The sequence below is a fragment of the Tateyamaria pelophila genome (assembly GCF_019966495.1).
Taxonomy (GTDB): domain Bacteria; phylum Pseudomonadota; class Alphaproteobacteria; order Rhodobacterales; family Rhodobacteraceae; genus Tateyamaria; species Tateyamaria pelophila.
The window spans coordinates 1-17,357 of the sequence record NZ_JAIMIA010000094.1 but is presented as its reverse complement, the minus strand read 5'-3'; the positions used below and the strand labels follow the sequence as shown (position 1 = coordinate 17,357).

Here is a 17,357-nt window from a genome sequence, read left to right as displayed (position 1 = left end):
ACATCACGCAATTTCCTGTCGATGATCAAACTGGCATCCGTCAGGCTGTGGATCGAGTTTTATGAGTCCGCTGCCTAGCATTACAGTTGCATTTTTGATCTAAAGTGTGCCTTTTGGGCTGCGGCCTGATGGGCGCGTCGCCAGAGCGACCATGCGATGACATGGGCAGGGTGAATTTGTTGCCATGCGAGGCGGGTGGCGATGCGGCGGATTTCCTGCATCGACCATCGGATCAGTTGGCGGTCTTGCGCCTTTCCGACCGCATCGTTTTTGGGGGTTCCGGAGGGCGGATGTTGGCGCGGTGGCGGATGACGGCCATCATCGCGAAAGCGAGCATCACCAGCGAGACGTGACGATGCCAACCATGCCAGGAGCGGGTTTCATTGTGGTCGAGGCCGAACTCGTTTTTGGCGGTTTCGAAACTGTCTTCAATCGCCCAACGATGCCCCTCCACTGTAACCAGTTTTCCCAGAGACGTGCCAATGGGACACCAGGTCGAGAAGAAGGCGAGGTCACCGTCAGCGATGCTACGGCGGATCAGCAGTCCGCGTGTCCAGACGCCGGCGAAAGCTGCGTTGAAATCACCGGCGTCAAGATCGGCGAGTTCGAGATAGGCCCAGTCATGTAGTCTCGCGCCCTTGGTTCCCTCGCCTGCTGACAGCCGACGCCATGTACTCTCGGGCAAAGCTTCAGCGATGTCTTTCGCCGTTCCGGCCACGGCCAGCGGCTTGCCCCATGAGCGGAAGGAATGGTTGGCGTTCACCCCCAGCACATAGCCCTTGGCTGCGCGTTTGAGGGCGATCTCGATGTCGCCCACGCCGTAAACGCTGTCGGCTGCCACCCAGGAAAACGGCACGTTTTGAGCAATCGCCCCCTCGATCATCGTGAGTGCCAGTGCCGGCTTGGTGGCAAAGCGAACGCTATCCGGCACATGGGTTGCTGCAAGGCGACCCCGGTCATCCGTCCAGGACTTCGGCAGGTAGAGCGCCCTATCGATGAAGGCGTGGCCATGCCGGGAGACATAGGATGCGAACACTCCGATCTGGCAATTGGTAACCTTGCCAGCCGAACCGGTATATTGCCGACCGACCCCACAGGACGCCTTGCCCTGCTTGAGAAACCCGTTCGCCGAGCGAATGATTCACTGGTTCATTCGCTTGCTCGGCTCACCATCAAGCACGAGAACGGCATTGGGATCAGCCAAGGTCTCAAGTGCGTAATCGCGCACGATAGTCCGCGTCCCAGGATCCCCGACCCAGAATCGCCTGTTGCCGCCAAGGACCGGGATCGCCAGCCGCTTCCGCACGCATCCAACCCGTCTTGCGCCTTTCCTCACCCAGCAAGCCGTCCAAAAACTGTCCCGCTGATGCCGCCACACGCTCCTGCGTGAACAACGGCCGCATCCGCACCTTTACTTCCCGCAACGAAGACGCCCAAAGTTCAAGCGTCGCCTCGACTGATGCACCTGCCATCCATGGCCTCCGATTCATGGAAACTCATGGATTCAGACGTCGGAAGAAAATGCAACTGTAATGCTAGGTATATAAGGTCGACATACCGGTCGGTACCAGCGATTTCGAAAGAGGGGAAGGCGGGTAAACTAGAAGGAGCCATGTGTCATAAGATCAACATCTCTGTGCAATTATCCGGAACTGAATCCCAAAAGCGCGGTGTGCTGCCGAGGAGTTCGACGACACCCGTCTGAAAAGCTTCGCTATCAGCATGTTTCGCCCGCAATACTCGATGCCATGTGTAAGGGCTGAGATTGCGACGAAAGCGAGAGTATGAGGAGTAGGACGGAGTGTCTCGGGACAAGCTCAACTTGAGTGAATTGCAGCGCGTCTGGTGATGCGGCCAATCCGATAGATGGTCACCTTCGGGACCATCGGACCGTTCCGCTGTTACGATGCGGTGACTCATGGCAAAGCCGGATTACCAGATTTTCGAGATTGAGAATTTCAAGCTGCAAAAGGGTATGACCCTTCCGCGTGCACGGGTTGCCTACAAGACCTATGGCACTCTCGCCGAGGACAGGTCAAACGTCATGCTTTAGCGCATTGGAAACCGCCATGATGCCCAAAGCGGAACTGCGTCAGATCGACTCGAACTGGGGACACCGTGCTGGCAATCCAGCCCTCAATCCAGCGGACGAAGCCGTTTTGCGCACCGCCGTCCTAGATTTGCTGGACCTGCGGGCAGGTTAGTGCATGCCTGCCTCACCTCAACTAGCTTTTGAACGCGCATCACTTCGTGCGGCGCTAGTCGTGCGCTAGCTCACTGGTGAGCGCGTTTGGAATCAAGCATCTTCAGTGTTTTAAGTGTTTTCTGGCTACCAGATCCGCCGGACGTAACTCGCCAGCAACACAGCCCCAGACGTACGCGACATGACTTGCCACCCCCGGCAACGCAACTGAAGTCCAATCTTTGCGACACTACGGTCTATCTTTCGGCAATCGCTGCGTAACCCCACTGAGACATGCCGATGGCAGGAATGCTCAGTTTCCGTCCTTCAGTTTGAGACAGGAACGCAGGGTTTATGGGCTTGCCGGCTGTCCGGCGTCCCTTGCACGGTAGCGCCCGAGTCCGCACCACGTTCTATTCGTATCTCCGGATTAGAAAACGTGCCAGTTACCGAAACCGGGAACGGGCTTCGGGCTTCGGCGCGATTCAGTGGTCGCGGGACTGCGCGAATGGCCAGAGTATCATTGGCGACATTAACCTGTCCGTTGACCAGCACTTGGACACGCGGCGTGTCAATAATTGCCTCTCGGATGGAGATGGTACCGCGCGCTAAAGAAACCGGGGCTATAGCACAAGTGATGTCGGTATATCCGGCACGAAGCTCTTTTGAGAACAGCCATGGGATCACGCCGAGACCGGCAAGGTTGAGCAGGCTTGTGGCGATCCTCCCGTTGTCCAGCCTTAAGGTGGTGGACCCCGAAGCGGTAGCAAGCAAATTTGACATGCGTCTGATGTCGAAGGATATATCAAAGGGCCCGGAGATGATCCCCTCTGCCTCAATTTTCGAATTTGCAAGAGTCATCAGCGTCTCGAGCCTGATGCCACCCAGTTTTCCCTTTGACCTGAGTAACTGTGGTGTCTTTCTGAGGTCAGAGGTCACAGAGGCTGTCGCAGCTCCACCCACAACAGACAAAGTTATCGGGTCTAGATTGGCAATCTCATCTTTCACCTGCAAAACTGCGTTGACCTTGTTCAAACCGGACACGCCCAAAACCTTCGAGAACTCAATGCTAATTCGTACGATAGCCTCCTGTGCCAATTTCATGATATCAAGGGGTTTCTCTGGTTCGCCCAGAGCAAGGGGCTTTGATGCGCGCGCAATGACCAACGGTTTTGCATCGCGCTCAATAACAAGCGGTTTAGCATCACGCACGATTACCAGCGGTTTGGCTTTGCGGTTTGCGTAGGGGTCCTCAACAAGTGAGGCAACCGCCTTACCTAGGGCCACAAGCCTTCGAACATCTGTGATATGGACGGCGTGCCCGAGAACGTTTCCCTCAATGCTTGGCTTATCATCCTGAGTTCCAAACGATAGTTTCGCTTCAACATCAGTACGTGCGAATGCCAAAGTAGCGTCCAATGCAAGCGGGCCATCACTGGAGTTTTGCGCCGTCCAGCCGACTTGGATAGGCTCGGATATTTTTGATTGCGCGCCCAAGATACTCAAAAATGCGGCTGGGTTTGGCAGTTTGATCTGAGTGTCTGTCGTGATGTTTTCAAGGTATTCAAGGCTGCCTACGCTGGCTGAAGTCGACACCTCCCAAATATAAGTGTCGGTAGATTTCAGTTTAAGGCTGTTGATTCCCAAGGAGCCCACTGAATCTGAAACAAGGATGTCACCTTCGATCAATCCCAATGCGTTTTCGTCTTTGAACTGATTGAATGGAAATAGTCTTGTTGCAGGCATCCGCAAGTGCGACTTCAAATCAATGCCTTTGAGCTGCATTACGTCCGTGACCTCACCGTCGAGCGTAAAGTACGGCTGCTCCCCCTGTCCGGCGACCAGATATATGCCGGTCAGGCTGATTTCGCCATCGTCGGTGCGAAACAGCTTCCCGATCTGTATCGGCCCGATTTTTTTCAGCTTTGGGTGGAAAGCAGTGGTCTCGATCGAGACGTCGTTTACATAAAAGCTCTCCGGATTACCGGTCAGAGTTGCCGAGATTTTCTCAAGGGCCACCTCGAAGGTCTTGCTCTTCGGCTGAAAGATCATCACTGGTGGTTCAAAATCCATAGCAAAAGCCAGATTTGTACCGCCAAACCGGAAAAAATCTTCAATCTCACCGCTGATCTGCAGACGCCGCCCGTCATTATCTTCGGTGACCATTTTAAGATTTCGTACTGAGTGCTGGCCGGGAGCACCTTTAAGGTCCGCATTCAGGGAACCCTGGCCTTCCGTCGTCCGCTTTAGTCCTGCGGCCTCCTGAAGGTCGCCAAGGGAGGCTATTTTCGTTGTGAGCGTGGCCTCGTATTCTGTCCCACCAGTGCCTTGCAACGGATTGCCGGAGATCTTTGAAGTCGATCCACCGACCAGGATTTCCGCATTGAACGTTTCATCAGCTGGAAAACTACCATCGAGTGATAAATCCTGCCCGTTGAGTGTCCCACTGCCTTTGACCAGAGTAAGGCGCCCGTTGTTTTCCTGGGTCACACGAAATTCATCGACGACAGCCTCAAAGTCAAAGCCGCTATCCTGCAGCTCAACGGTCAGGGTAGACTCCTTGATTTCGACATGGCGGTTACGAAGAATATCAAGAATACCATCTGCTTGCTGGTTTATTTGGTCTGCGCTCCTTGTTGATGCCGCAGCCTCACCCCAGCTGGTGTCGCCATTCTCCTTCTTGAGAAATCTGATCTGGGCTCCGGACAGGATGAAGTCATCCCAGTCAAAGCGGCTGTTAATCAAACCCCATGTATCGGCATCAAAGCGGAGCTCTTTGATCTGCAGGACGTTGACGTCCGGCATTTTGGCGCTTTGGACAGTTACATCTTCGACCCAGAAATGTGTGTCGAATCCTAATCGGAGCCGGATATCCCCAGAAACTTCGACCTTCTGGCCAATCCCGGTGGTGAGCAATCGCGAAACCAAGGCCCGGCGCTGACCTGAAAACGCTCCTGATTCCAGACCTATCCATCCGAAGGCCATAACAGCGACGCAAAGAAAAATGACAATTACGAGGGCGCGCCGCACCCCTTTGAAGACAACAACTCCGCGCGATCTCATGATTTTTGCGCGGCTTGACAACGCTCTAACTCAGCAATGGCGTGCTGCGTACCCTTCAGTTCAACGCTCAGGGGTATTCTGCGTGTTCCTTCGATCGTAATTTGTGTCTTTGCACCGAGGTCTTGGAGAAATTCTGGGTTGTTAAAAAAAGCATATCCGCCATGCCATTCGCCTTCGACCACGCCGACGACCTCTCCCGCGAACAACACATCGCCAAAATCAAAATAGTATTGGTCTTTCATCGTCGTGTCGATATGTGTCCACGCCTTGTTAAGAGCTGTGAAATAACCGGCGTGTTGGACGGGCAGCTTTCCGATGCGCACAAGTGTCCCGTCTGGAAATTCCTTCTCGATTAGGCAGCCGTTATTGTTTTCCATGTCCACAAAAACACCCCACTCTCCGACATCGCCCCAATGCTTGCGGTTTTCTTCAGCGCTCAGTGCACCAGACGCTCCGATACCCAAAAGCGCAACAAGGACTGTGGTGTGGAACCGAACTGTCATACGGAAGATTTCTACCATTAGATTAAGCTATCTTAATTCTGGTCCCGCGCAAGTCGGGTCAATTGGGGGTTGTCACATAAACTTATGGCAGTCAGCGAAAGCGAAGCGTCCATCAATCACGCAATGCTTGCTGCCGTTTTCCAGCCGTCGAATGCTTCGAGTCGATGATAGCGGATTGTCAGAACACCACGGTGGCGAAATGGTATAGAGAAGTATTTTCGGGTTGCAGAATGGATTGACTTGCTTGCCAGAGCATCCGGCTGGTCATTCCGTGCAAATAGCTCGCGCCAAAGAATAGTGCGCGACCGCTGTCAAGTTTTGTACTCCCCGTAAATAACGGACCCCAAAGGATCGTCCCGTCGGCCTTAACTGGGTTGTCGCATCAATAGCCGTGATCCATCCGTAGACCGCGCCCGAAAACTTCCAACGAGCGCTGAACAGCAGTTGCGTCAACCGGCTCGGATTGAGCAAAGCCATGAGCCGCCGAGGCGGCAATCATACTTCCAAACGTGACAACGGATTTAATCATCTTTTTCATAACCCCTATCGCATGTATTTGAGTCATCGCTTCATTATTCTGTCTTACAAAATGGGGTCGGTCGACAAATGAAAATACCGGACTCAACCATTGACATCATCGACAGCGATCACGGCTCCTCCTGCTCCGAGAATAAACTTTTCGCCAGCCCCAAAGCGCGTATGGTCATCAAAGGAGTCACCGGCGAGAATTCGGCTCCCGAGGAGTTGCACGACATCTGGTGAATCCACGAATTTTGTGTGGTTGATCGAATTGGTATCAGACACCTGCGTCAGGTCGATCACATTTACACCCAGACTGGTGAGCGCAGCCGCATCAAGTTGGCCAACACGTGGTTTGCGTGCGATCCTTGCTGAGAGTGCGAGAGCCTTGTCATCCCCCGACGTGAGAACAAAGAAATTCCGCTGGTCCTCGGGAATACGACGCAACTGTCCGACGAACAGATCTATGTCGATATCAGGGTCTGCAAGGATGACGTGCCGGAGCTTGCCTGTAGAGTTGAAACCCTCTCGTTTGCTTACGCCGCGAATGGCCTCCATGGCCGCGAGGTTGCCCATGGAATGCGCAATGATGTCTATCCCTTCGATCGGTGAATCCCGCAACAGGTTTGGAAGATCTTCAAGGTAGTCACGGGCAATCAGCGCGCTGTTGATGTCATAAACATATCCTGTGAGTTTACCCTGTGACGCCCAGGAATAGAGAAATGGCACTCCGGTATAGCCTGTGTCTTCGACGAATTGCGCAAGGCGAAGGACGGCGGACGTGAGTGTCGTATTGTAACCATGTATCCAGAGCATGGCTTCGCGCTTTCCCCTTGGACGCTTGAGCATTTCAGCATCCATTACGCGCCGTAAATCTAGGCGGGTGGGGAAAGTTTCTGGATTGATAATCAAGAAATGCTTGTCTGGATTGACGGGCGGGTTCCGCGGACGTTCGACTTGGCCAGCGACATGGTTGGGAGGGATTATAACGTCGACAGCCGCAAAGCTAAGGCTTGACCCACGCTCGCCACTATAGAATTCGCCTTCAACCTCGGATGCGCGACGGGTGGTCGCGATGTAGATCCGATGCCCTCTGCTCTTGAGCTCGGCATTGGAAAGCGTCCGCGTTGAAGGGACCCCGATCAAGGGTGCAGGCTTGGAACAGGCAGAAACCCCGGCAGCAAGGCCAGACGCCAGAAGCAGCCGCCGCGACATTTGGCCATTCGTTTGTGGCACACCAGAGATCACACCCTTCTTGTCCGCATATTTCATAGCCATTTCCTTTTTCCTTCCGAACGATGCGGGTTACCATATTCGGTTCTAGCACGTAATTGGGTTCATCCTAACAAGGGTACCAAATTCACCATAGCATTTTCGGTATTGAATTGATTTGACTTGGTTTTTTGCGTTTTTGTTCCTCCCGTTTAGCTTGGTGTTGTGCGTGGCTCTTTTCGGGGGCAATATTCCGAGCGTATCGCGGAGTTTTTTAACGCTTGGAAGGTCAGTTTTTTGGTGACATCGATCAGGCAGAACGGTCGCCGACCGATGCTTCATCAAGCTGTCAGCCGAGTCGTGCAGTCATCGCATCTTCCAATGTTGTCACGGATGGGATCCTAGAGGTTTTTCGAAGCTCCCATTCTTCCTCAGCCAGTTCCGCGGCCGCTTTTTCCAGGAATTCTGGCGCCGCCCATTCGAACACGTCAAAATCGTTTTCGATGTATCCATGACTTAGCATAAAGTCCTTGTTGATCTGTAGGGCCTCAAGATTGTACGGGGACAACGTCGGTACCATGTCCACCTGCTTGATGCCTCGGTAAGTGTCCTCGGCATCAAGGTAGTAGGTGCCCTTGTTGAGGATGACTGCCGCCGCGTGTTTGTGCTCATTGGACCAACGACCAACTTTGATCATTGCCTTCATCATAGCGACGATAATTTCCGGGTGCTCTTGGCAAGCAATTTCAGTTACTGTCATGGTCGCGGGTACATTCGCCCCCTGCAAGGTCCAGTCCGGATAGTTGGACAAATTCTCGATAGCCTTGACCTTACTGGTTTGCTCCTGAAGATGCTGAAACGCCTTGCTTTGGGTGTAGATCGCGTCAATTTTGCCTTCAAGAAGCGGCATTTCCAGCGGGCGGTAACCCAAGTCATGCTTGATATCGCGCTTGAGCCACAATTCGGAAGGGTTTTCCATCGGCATGAGCATCTCTGGCTTGTCGTACCAATCATCCGGGTAAGGGAAATCAACGATCTCGACGTCATCACGGGTCATGCCATTCATGCGTAGCATCAGTTCGATGCCTTGCTCCTCCTGAACGCGCCACCAGTCATTCTTGATCACGTTCAGGCTTTTGGAAAGACCTATCCTTTTGCCCTTTAGATCTGTCATTCGATAGATGTCGTCTCTTGCGCGCACCAACATGCATCCACCCTCGTAGACATGCGTCGTGCCAATCAGCTTGGTGCGACGGATGTCTGCCTGAGTGTGAATGGCAGGAAAGCAACCGCCATAACGCATCAGGTTGTCCAGGTTATGGACGTAATGCGGATACCAGTCATTCTCTACAGTGGAACGAAGAAATTTATAGGCGACGCCGATTTTTTTGAGCTCTTCCTTAACCCAACCAATTTCCTGATCTACGTTGCTGGGGGAAATCAAGGCGCAGTTAGTGTAGTAGAATTCTTTCCAGTCCACATCCACCGACCGCATCTGTTTGCCTTTAATTGTCATCGTCGCCATTTGGAGCTTCTCCTCTACTTCCGGACGTTCTTGCCACTAACACCTTGCAATCAAATTTCAAAAATCAGGATCTTTGAACGTCGGTTCCCTGCCTTCAATAAATGCGCGGCTGCCTTCTTCGCGGTCGGAATGGACTACAGATCGCCAATGCGCGTCCATCATGATCCCGGCTGCCTGTTCGATCGGTTCACCTTCCCCCATCAGAACCGCACGTTTAACTGACTGTACCGCCGTGGGTGAATTGCTCGCGATTGCCTCCGCGATGCGCAAGACATTCGCCATGAGTTCCGCCTTTGGGTAGAGTTCGTTAACCATGCCAAGTCGATGCGCCTCCTGAGCGCTGATAGGCTCGCCTGTCATCAACATCTGCATGGCTTTTCCTGGAGCCAGAACGCGGGGAAGTAGGACAGGAGAACCACCACCAGCACTCAGCCCGACAATAGCTTCAGGCTGGCCGAACATGGCATCGTCGGATGCAATAATGAAGTCCGTACTCACAGCTATTTCGCACCCCCCGCCATACGCCATCCCCTGAACAGCTGCTATTATCGGCCTGCGCAATTGGCGCAGCGTGTAAAGTACGCGATCAAAGACCTGGCGCTGGCGCAGCCACTGTTCCTTGGTCATCTCCTTGCGCTGATACAGATCCCCACCGATGGAGAAGGCTCGGTCACCGGCGCCGGTCAGGATGGCAACGCGTACAGAGGACCGGGCTGCAATCGTCTCAAGAATCTCGATCAACTGTGTTGCCAGTTCCGTAGTGACCGCATTGTCGGCGTGTGGCCGATTGAGCGAAATGATCGCTACGCGTCCATCGTTAACATATTCGACGAGTACAAGCTCATCGGGTTCCACCGTATCGGTTGGCGCGCGGTAGCCCATTCGTTGCATCCGCGTTCTTTGCTTGGTTTCAGTCATTAGGTCCTCCAAAAATCAGAGCCAAGTCACATCGGCGTCTTTACGCGCCGGGATACGCGCGAATGTTTCAGCGGGATTGCCGAGCAGTATCGTGCCATAGCAAACTGTGCCCTCCGGTAGTCCAAGAAGTTTCTTCAGCGGCGGATAGGCTTGCGCTGCAGTATTTATGCCGCCGCTCCAACTGCTGCCGAGTCCCATCGCGTGTGCTGCCAGTTGAGCATAGGCCAACGCAATCGTTGCAGCTTGGGGGGCGGTACGTTCGTCTTTGGGGGCCCATGCCTGGATAAAGCAAGGTGCTCCCCGAGAAATCTGATCCTGCCCAGAATCCCATGCAGACGTGAACAGCTCCAGCTTGGCTTCTTTGTACAACGCCGGATTCGTCTCGCGGACGCTTTTCATCCAGTCGATCGACATCTCGGCAATGCGACGAACTTGTTTTGGATCGCTGATGACAACCCAGCGCACAATTTGCCGGTTCGCCCCGTTCGGGGCAAAGCGCGCAGCGTCAAGGCATTGCAGGATTCTTTCCTTCTCAAGGGCTTTGTTCACATAAACGCGGACAGACCGCCTTGAGATCAGGAACTGTCTGGCCTGCTCCCAAGTCGGGATGAGATGAGTATCTATCGGGATGCAGCCTTCCGGACCCAATGTGCGTTGATGCAAGGCCTCCGTCGGACACACGGCGACGCAATGGCCGCAATCAATGCAGAGATCCCACGAACCCTCTGTCGGAACAGGCGTCTGATCGCCCTTGGTGATGAGCCCTCCTGGACAAGTGCGAATGCAGTTGCCGCAGCCGATACACAGGCTCTCATCTACCTTGATGATTTCATTCACTTTCAGTTACTCCCAATTCAGTTTGCATGTGAAAGGCACTGTCACCACTGCTCAGGGTGACGATCTCTCATTGGTCTAGTGTTCGCCACCTGACAAAAGGTTCCCAGTCTGTTTATGGTGCGGCTCGTTCGCTCGGAGAAAGCTTCGAGGGTAGATTGCGGACTTGTCGCTTTTCACGGCCGCACCCATCAATTTGAGACCAATTGCCTAACCCAAACGCCTGATTGAGGCAGTCAGCATCTTGGCACCGGTCTCTATTTTCCAGCGCTCGTTGAGCAGCTCTTGTGCGGCTTGCTCCAGAAACTCCGGTGCGGCCCATTCATTCACATCAAAGTCGTTCTTGATGTAATCGTGCTTGAACATGAAATCCTTGCCGAAGGCGACCGAGGCCAGATTTTGTTTTGACAGGTTCGGCACCATGTCAATGTGCTTTATGCCTTGGTAAGTGTCCTCGACATCCAGATATAGTGTCTGCTTGTCGAGAATGGCGGCGGCGGCGTGCTTGTGTTCGTTGGACCAGCGACCGACCTTGATCATGCCCTTCATAAAGGCGACCACCAGTTCCGGGTGCTGCTCAGCCATCTCGGCGGTGCAGGTAATGGCGGCCGGGATATTCGCCACCTGAAGCGTCCAGTCTGGATAACGGGATAGATCCTCGATCGCCTTGAGCGTGCCGGTGGCTTCCTGAATGTGCTGGAATACCTTGCTCTGGGTATAGATCGCGTCGACCGTGCCGTCGAGAAGCGCAGTTTCCAACGGCCGGTAAGCCATGTCATGCTTGTGATCACGCTTCAGGTAAAGCTCCGACGCGTTCTCCATCGGCGGGCCGACCATCTCGGGCTTGTCGAACCAGTCATCGGCATAGGGAAAATCGACAATTTCCACGTCGTCCATTGTCATGCCGTTCAACCGTAGCATCAACTCGATGCCCTGTTGTTCTTGAATCCGAAACCAGTCGTTCTTGATGCTATTCAGACTCTTGGACAGGCCTATCTTCTTTCCCCTCAACTCCTGAACGCGATAGAGGTCGTCGCGCGCGCGCACCAGCATACAGCCACCTTCGGCCGGTACATGTGTCACCCCGAGTAGCTTGGTGCGGCGAATGTCGGCATGGACCGCGATCGGCGGAAACAGCCCGCCAAAGCGGATCAGGTTGTCCAAGTTGTGGATGTAGTGCGGGTACCAGTCGTTCTCTTCACGCGAGCGTAAGTAAGCGTATTTGACACCGATCTTCTTGTACTCTTCCCTGGTCCAGCCAAGTTCTTGGTCGACGTTGATGGCTGCAATATTCTGGCAGGTGGTGTAATAGACCTCGGTCCAATCCAGCGGTACGGTCTTGAATTTCGACGATTCCTCCCCGACCGCAACTTTCGCCTTAGCGGGTGCCTTCTTCTCTGCCGGTGCCTTGGCCGCAGGAGCACCTTGCAGCAATCCTTCTGCGGCATGCAGAACGTCGCCTAGCGAAACGCCGCCTCCGGTCAGCCTATCGACCAGCAATTTCGAGACTTCTTCAAGCTTCAACTCAGCTTTTTCTTTTCCAGCCATCGCAAGATTCCTTTCCTCTGCCGCGTGGAGGAACGGTGTGAACGCGAGGGCAGACCACGTTTACACTGTGCCGACACCCGGGCTCAGGTCGCCGCGGCGGCAGCGGAATCCGCCCGCGCAATCGAGGCATTAAGGGCGGCGCACCTCCTGCGTGAGAACGTTGATCTGGTTGGTACCCAACCGACACGAAATTCGTATCAATCCCGCTGATGCGTCCGGAAGCACGTTACAGTTACGTTCGCCCGGATAGGACGGCCTGTTTGCTGAGTGCGCGAAAGACGCGATCTTGAACCGACCGCTTCGGGCTCAGAGCTGTCATTTGGCGGTTTCTTTCAGGAATGAGGACATGTGTCCGATACCCCGCTCCCATCGGGTATATTATGTCAGGTGGCCTACCGGGACCCGTCCTGCAACTCGGCAATGGTCGTGAAATAAGGTTCTTTAGTAGCTGAAAGCCAGCCGATCTCTCCCCATCTCTTATACAGGGACAGCACATTGGAACTCGCGAGTTTTATCTGGATGGCGACCCCGGATACATTCCAGCCCGGCATTTTTCCGGTATTGTCATGACCCAGTTCAATTCTTTCAGAACGTAAAGCGGCAAGAGTGAAATTGGTGTCTAACCAATAGGTTCTTGTATCGCCTTTTTCAAAATCGTCCTCTCCGATGGTGATCAATGGATAGTTGCCCAAGCTGCCCAGACTAAGAAAGACATGAGCATCCGTTCCAGCCAAAATAGTGTCCTTTGTTGATACGGTCACCGCCAGATTGGAAATTACTCTGATCCCTAGTATATTTTTGGTTTCATCTTCTTGCGCGTAGACCTTCAAATTTTTCATTGCGAGAGTCTCCAATTCGTGAATTCTGCTTGTTGGGGTTCGTGTCATTGGTTTCCAGGCTTAGGCCCGACCGGGATACAGCCAGAGGTTGATGTCGGATTACATCCAGTTCACTCTCGATCAAATGGCTCTGGATTCAATCTCGAGTTGCGAGCAAAACTCTCCCCCTGCAGAAGCATCTCCGCAATTTCTGCACCCAGTTCCTGAATAAGTTCACGATATTCCGCGAGTTCAATTTTCCATTTTTCTGACGTGTTGGATTCCATGCGTCGCATTGTCTTATATGCGATGCAATACTCTTCGCAGACGCTTTCAAAGTCTTGATTGAACTGCATGAGATGCTGTATTCGATCGAACTGCTTTGGAAACCGCGTGCCAATCAAAGCGAAATCTATCTCGCTATGTTCAACTTCGGACATTTGACATCGTCCCCTAAGACCGCTTTTTGGTTGCGCCGACTGTCAAGGCGTACAAAGACGCGAATACTAACAAAGTTGCGGCACCTGACTTATGTAATGGCCAATTCGCCGGTCTCAACTGCGCAGTCAGTTCGCAAGTGCCGACTTGCACCAGGTGTGCTGTTCGCTTTCGCAAAACTGCCCTACATGAATCATGTATATCCAACTCAAAGACATAAACGGAAGCACGTCACGGTTACGTACACCCTCGACCTATAAACTGAGCACAGGGTAGTCGGCACGCTCACTGTCATCGTCAACGGCCACAATCAAAGCCAGATCAACGAGGTAATACCTTGGAACTACATCAAATAGGTCGGACCGGCGCATCGCATACTTTTCAACCTCTTGGCCGGGTCTGTTCCGTGCTTGGCTCAGGCCAATTACTTGCGCTGAACTCCTCGTCAGGACTGACGCCACTGAAAACCCGGCAGCAACGCTGCCCGCGAACGTAACTGTATCGTGCTTCTGGCAAAGGCAGGGTGTGTTAAAGTTACACTGTTGTTAGGCGTTCACGCAATGGGCGGCCCGTTTGGCGGTCGCCTCAAACTAGTGATCGCAATCTGGAATTGTCGCAATGAATGATAACGGGGGCCAACCATGAGCGAGAGAATTGATCAATTCTGCGAAAGCCTGCGGGTCAAACTGACCAAGATGGAAAGCAGTTTCGCAAAAATGCGTGAAGGTGTTCATGCGTCGCTTGGTGAGGCCGAAGTTGAGGTTCGCGAACGTCGCGATGCTGTTGCGGCTGAAATTACTGCGGCTCAAGCAGAAGTTGCGGATGCACGGAACGCCGCCGAGAAATGGGTCGAAAACGCAAAGACCACCAGTGCCGAGACGGTCGCATCATGGAAATCCAGCGCTGATGCCAAGCATCTCGCGCTACGTGCTGGCGCCGCGGAGGCTTACGCTTCAGCAACAAAGAAAATCGCCAACGCTGCATTGGACGAAGCAAACCTGGCGGCTCTTGATGCGTGGCTCGCAAGGCACGATGCTGACGATGCTACGGCCAAGATAGATAAGGCGTGACCGCTGCGACCGACCCATACGGTCAGTGAGCGAGATCGCCTCGGTGCGAAATGGAAAGAAAAATAGGAGGAATGAGATAATGGCAAACAAGATCAAAGCGGACGCGAATGTAGATCTCGAAGACGTGACAAAACTGCTCGCTGAAAGGCTTCAAGAGGGCGGTGTGGATTTGGCGGATCTTCTGCATGCTGCCGAGGGGCTTCTGGGGGACAAGCACAAGGCAAAACCCAAGGCACCGGCCAAAGCAGCAGCTAAGACGAAGACCGCTGCCAAGGCAAAGTCCACAACATATGACCACGTGCCTCTGGACTGGAACGAGGTTTATTACACAAATTGCCCACTCATTTCGGCCAGCAACGTCGATCAGGAACTTGGCTGGACCAAGGAAGAGTACAAGAAAATCGGGGTCAATTACCAGTTTCTCCGAGCGCGCGAGGAAAATAACTGGTACCCGCATTACATCCACAACATGGACAACCTGATCCGCTTCGGAGGGCTGTTTCCGCCGGTGGCCGTTCATGCCGACATTCGCAAAACCAAGCTGCTCGGGGTCACTCATGCGCCACGTGAAGGCGGAGTTATGCTGGTACGCGCGCGTGATGATATCTACACCATGCAGGAATTGAAGGGCAAGAAGGTCGGTCTTTCAAAGAGCCTGAATACGATCAAGAACGACTGGTGGCGGATCCAGGAACATCAGGGCATCGAGTTGATGCTACGGTTGAACGGTATGACAATGGACGACGTGGAAATCGTCGAATTCCCTTATCCGGACGACTGGTACGACAAGCCCGAGATGATGGGCCCGCCAATGGAAAACCCATCGGAGCTGTGGCTCAAGCGCGATCACAAGCATGATCTGGCGTTCCGCCCGTTGGAGACAGCGCTCGGAGAAGGCAAAGTTGACGCCATCTATACGCAGAGCAAACCATTGCAGCAGCTTTCAGAAGCAACTGGCAACTTCAAAGCGATCGAGGATCTTTCCCGACACCCGGACTGGACCCTGCAATCGGCCAACATCCCGGCGGCCATAACTTGCACAGCCGAGATGGCAGATAAACACCCGGAATTGGTCGTGACCTTCATGAAGGGCATGATCAAGGTTGGTCGTTGGGCCAACGAGCACAAGCACGCTGCTGCCGCTATCCTGGACAAGCAAACATTCTACCTTGACGTCGAGCACACTTACCAAGGCATCAAGCATATGGATATGGTGCCGAACCTGTCGAAACAAAACCTGGCTTCGGTCGCCATCGGCAAGGATTTCATGTTCAAGCACGACTACATCAAGAACGACTTTGATGTGAATGAGTGGGCTGCGCCGGAGTTTCTGGAGCAAGCGGCGCAAGAGCTGATCAACGAGCGCTGGGAAATGGTAACAGACGCCAAGATGCCGACAGCCTCGACCATGCGCTTGGGTTAGGCAACTGGTCTAAAACTGATGGGCGCTGCTGTGAACGACGATGACTCTCAAGGGGTCAATGCAGCGCCCTCAATCCAACATTTAGTCCTGACACCAGTTTCACATTCGAACCAAGGATCAAAAATGAGACAGTTTTGCATTGCAGTCTTCGCCCTTATGCTGTCCGCCTTAAGCGTCCAAGCACAGGAGACACCATTTTCCGGTGATTGGAGCAATCGTTTCTCTCTATATGGCTGGGTTCCAGGCATCAAAGGGGATCAAACATTCCCAGATGGAGACCCGCTCATCGATCTGAGTTCGTCCGATGTACTTGATGCCCTTAACGGCGCATTTTTCGGATCTGCCGAGTTTCGAAATGGTCGTTTTGGGTTAATATTTGACTTGGCATATGCTGATCTGGGCCAAGATGGCGCCGCGCGTGGAACGATCATTCCCGGCCAGGATCCTGCCAATGCATCAGTAGATACGACCCTTTGGTTGGGTACTGCGGCTCTAGCGTATCGTACCTTTGAGGAAGACGGGAAATGGGTCGATGTCTATGGTGGTCTGCGCTATTACGATGTCAGCGCAGATTTTACATTTAAAATCCCAAGTATTGGGTTCAAATCGTCGCTGAGCGAAGATTCGTCGTGGTTTGACGCAATCGTTGGCCTTCGTGGACACGTACCCTTGGGCGAAAAGTACTCCGTTACGGGACTGGTTGATGTCGGTGGATTTGGCATCGGAGATAGTTCTAATCTGAGCTGGGAAGCCATTGCCACACTCGATTATGCGTTTACTGATAACGTCACCGGCCGTCTGGGATATCGCTACATGAGTATCGATAAGGATGGCGACAGACTGGATCTTGATCTTAAACTCGGCGGACCACTCATCGGGGTAACCTGGAATTTTTGAGAATAGGACAGCACCGCGTCCTCAGTGGAGCTTCTGCAAACAGCACTCAATTCTGTTGCGTATTCCAAGACAACACGGGTTTCAGAGGTAGGAGAATCGAAAAATGGCAAGTATTCGAAAAATGGTGAGCAATGTATGCTGCATGGTATTGGCCTGCATAGCCTTTTCTGCTCCAGTTCTCGCGCAAGCAATATCATCCACCGTCGATGAAACGATTTTGCTCGATGAAAAAAAGACCCCTCTTGGCCTTTACTTGTCACCATCAGATGCCGCCGAAGCACTGTCGGCAAACCTTGGGATTGTTTTCCTGGATGTGCGCGACCCTGATGAAGTGAAGGACCACCGGCTGACGCCGGAGGCATCATTTGTCGGAATGTAATTCCAGGTACTGCTTGATGACATCGTCT

15 protein-coding genes and 2 pseudogenes are annotated in these 17,357 nt (G+C 53.2%); 6 read left to right on the top strand and 11 right to left on the bottom strand.

Annotated features, from left to right (window positions below; all coding sequences use genetic code 11):
• Nucleotides 1-232 precede the first annotated feature (232 nt).
• Nucleotides 233-1,490 (bottom strand): annotated as a pseudogene (locus LC354_RS20765) (IS701 family transposase).
• A gap of 428 nt (nucleotides 1,491-1,918) precedes the next feature.
• Between LC354_RS20765 and LC354_RS27780 the strand changes: the two are divergent.
• Nucleotides 1,919-2,053: a hypothetical protein gene (locus LC354_RS27780; RefSeq protein ID WP_263289515.1), complete on the top strand. Its 135-nt coding sequence runs from the start codon at nucleotides 1,919-1,921 to the stop codon at nucleotides 2,051-2,053.
• Between the two features lie 16 nt (nucleotides 2,054-2,069).
• Nucleotides 2,070-2,204 (top strand): hypothetical protein, encoded by a 135-nt coding sequence (locus LC354_RS27775; protein WP_263289514.1) that lies wholly within the window; start codon nucleotides 2,070-2,072, stop codon nucleotides 2,202-2,204.
• Between the two features lie 305 nt (nucleotides 2,205-2,509).
• On the opposite strand, the gene LC354_RS20760 is transcribed toward LC354_RS27775, so the two are convergent.
• From LC354_RS20760 to LC354_RS20720, 10 genes and pseudogenes are all read right to left on the bottom strand, one after another.
• Nucleotides 2,510-5,245 (bottom strand): AsmA family protein, encoded by a 2,736-nt coding sequence (locus tag LC354_RS20760; protein ID WP_223427453.1) that lies wholly within the window; start codon nucleotides 5,243-5,245, stop codon nucleotides 2,510-2,512.
• Nucleotides 5,242-5,766 (bottom strand): hypothetical protein, encoded by a 525-nt coding sequence (locus LC354_RS20755; RefSeq protein WP_223427452.1) that lies wholly within the window; start codon nucleotides 5,764-5,766, stop codon nucleotides 5,242-5,244. Before LC354_RS20755 ends, LC354_RS20760 begins: the two co-directional genes overlap by 4 nt.
• Before the next feature lie 98 nt (nucleotides 5,767-5,864).
• Nucleotides 5,865-5,987, bottom strand: a pseudogene (locus tag LC354_RS28280) (IS6 family transposase); the annotation flags it as partial.
• Nucleotides 5,988-6,369: 382 nt separating this feature from the next.
• Nucleotides 6,370-7,545, bottom strand: a complete 1,176-nt coding sequence (locus tag LC354_RS20750) for an alpha/beta hydrolase (protein ID WP_223427451.1) — start codon at nucleotides 7,543-7,545, stop codon at nucleotides 6,370-6,372.
• A gap of 283 nt (nucleotides 7,546-7,828) precedes the next feature.
• Complete coding sequence (locus LC354_RS20745; RefSeq protein ID WP_223427449.1) at nucleotides 7,829-9,004, bottom strand: ABC transporter substrate-binding protein; 1,176 nt, start codon at nucleotides 9,002-9,004, stop codon at nucleotides 7,829-7,831.
• 57 nt (nucleotides 9,005-9,061) lie between these two features.
• On the bottom strand, nucleotides 9,062-9,922 hold the full coding sequence (locus tag LC354_RS20740; RefSeq protein WP_223427447.1) for an enoyl-CoA hydratase/isomerase family protein: 861 nt from the start codon (nucleotides 9,920-9,922) through the stop codon (nucleotides 9,062-9,064).
• A 15-nt stretch (nucleotides 9,923-9,937) separates the two neighbouring features.
• Nucleotides 9,938-10,759: a nitroreductase family protein gene (locus LC354_RS20735; protein WP_223427443.1), complete on the bottom strand. Its 822-nt coding sequence runs from the start codon at nucleotides 10,757-10,759 to the stop codon at nucleotides 9,938-9,940.
• A 207-nt stretch (nucleotides 10,760-10,966) separates the two neighbouring features.
• Nucleotides 10,967-12,304: an ABC transporter substrate-binding protein gene (locus LC354_RS20730; RefSeq protein WP_223427438.1), complete on the bottom strand. Its 1,338-nt coding sequence runs from the start codon at nucleotides 12,302-12,304 to the stop codon at nucleotides 10,967-10,969.
• A 392-nt stretch (nucleotides 12,305-12,696) separates the two neighbouring features.
• On the bottom strand, nucleotides 12,697-13,143 hold the full coding sequence (locus LC354_RS20725; protein ID WP_223427436.1) for a PLAT/LH2 domain-containing protein: 447 nt from the start codon (nucleotides 13,141-13,143) through the stop codon (nucleotides 12,697-12,699).
• 110 nt (nucleotides 13,144-13,253) lie between these two features.
• The gene (locus LC354_RS20720) at nucleotides 13,254-13,562 is read right to left on the bottom strand and encodes a hypothetical protein (RefSeq protein ID WP_223427435.1); all 309 of its coding nucleotides are present in this window, start codon (nucleotides 13,560-13,562) and stop codon (nucleotides 13,254-13,256) included.
• 639 nt (nucleotides 13,563-14,201) lie between these two features.
• Here LC354_RS20720 and LC354_RS20715 point away from each other — a divergent pair.
• From LC354_RS20715 to LC354_RS20700, 4 genes are all read left to right on the top strand, one after another.
• A complete protein-coding gene (locus tag LC354_RS20715; RefSeq protein WP_223427433.1) occupies nucleotides 14,202-14,630 on the top strand; it encodes a hypothetical protein in 429 nt (142 codons plus the stop codon).
• Nucleotides 14,631-14,655: 25 nt separating this feature from the next.
• The gene (locus LC354_RS20710) at nucleotides 14,656-16,053 is read left to right on the top strand and encodes an ABC transporter substrate-binding protein (protein WP_223427431.1); all 1,398 of its coding nucleotides are present in this window, start codon (nucleotides 14,656-14,658) and stop codon (nucleotides 16,051-16,053) included.
• 123 nt (nucleotides 16,054-16,176) lie between these two features.
• Nucleotides 16,177-16,950 carry an outer membrane protein gene (locus LC354_RS20705; RefSeq protein ID WP_223427430.1) on the top strand — a complete coding sequence of 258 codons (774 nt, stop codon included), beginning with the start codon at nucleotides 16,177-16,179 and terminating at the stop codon, nucleotides 16,948-16,950.
• Nucleotides 16,951-17,053: 103 nt separating this feature from the next.
• On the top strand, nucleotides 17,054-17,329 hold the full coding sequence (locus tag LC354_RS20700) for a rhodanese-like domain-containing protein (protein WP_223427429.1): 276 nt from the start codon (nucleotides 17,054-17,056) through the stop codon (nucleotides 17,327-17,329).
• Nucleotides 17,330-17,357: the final 28 nt, after the last annotated feature.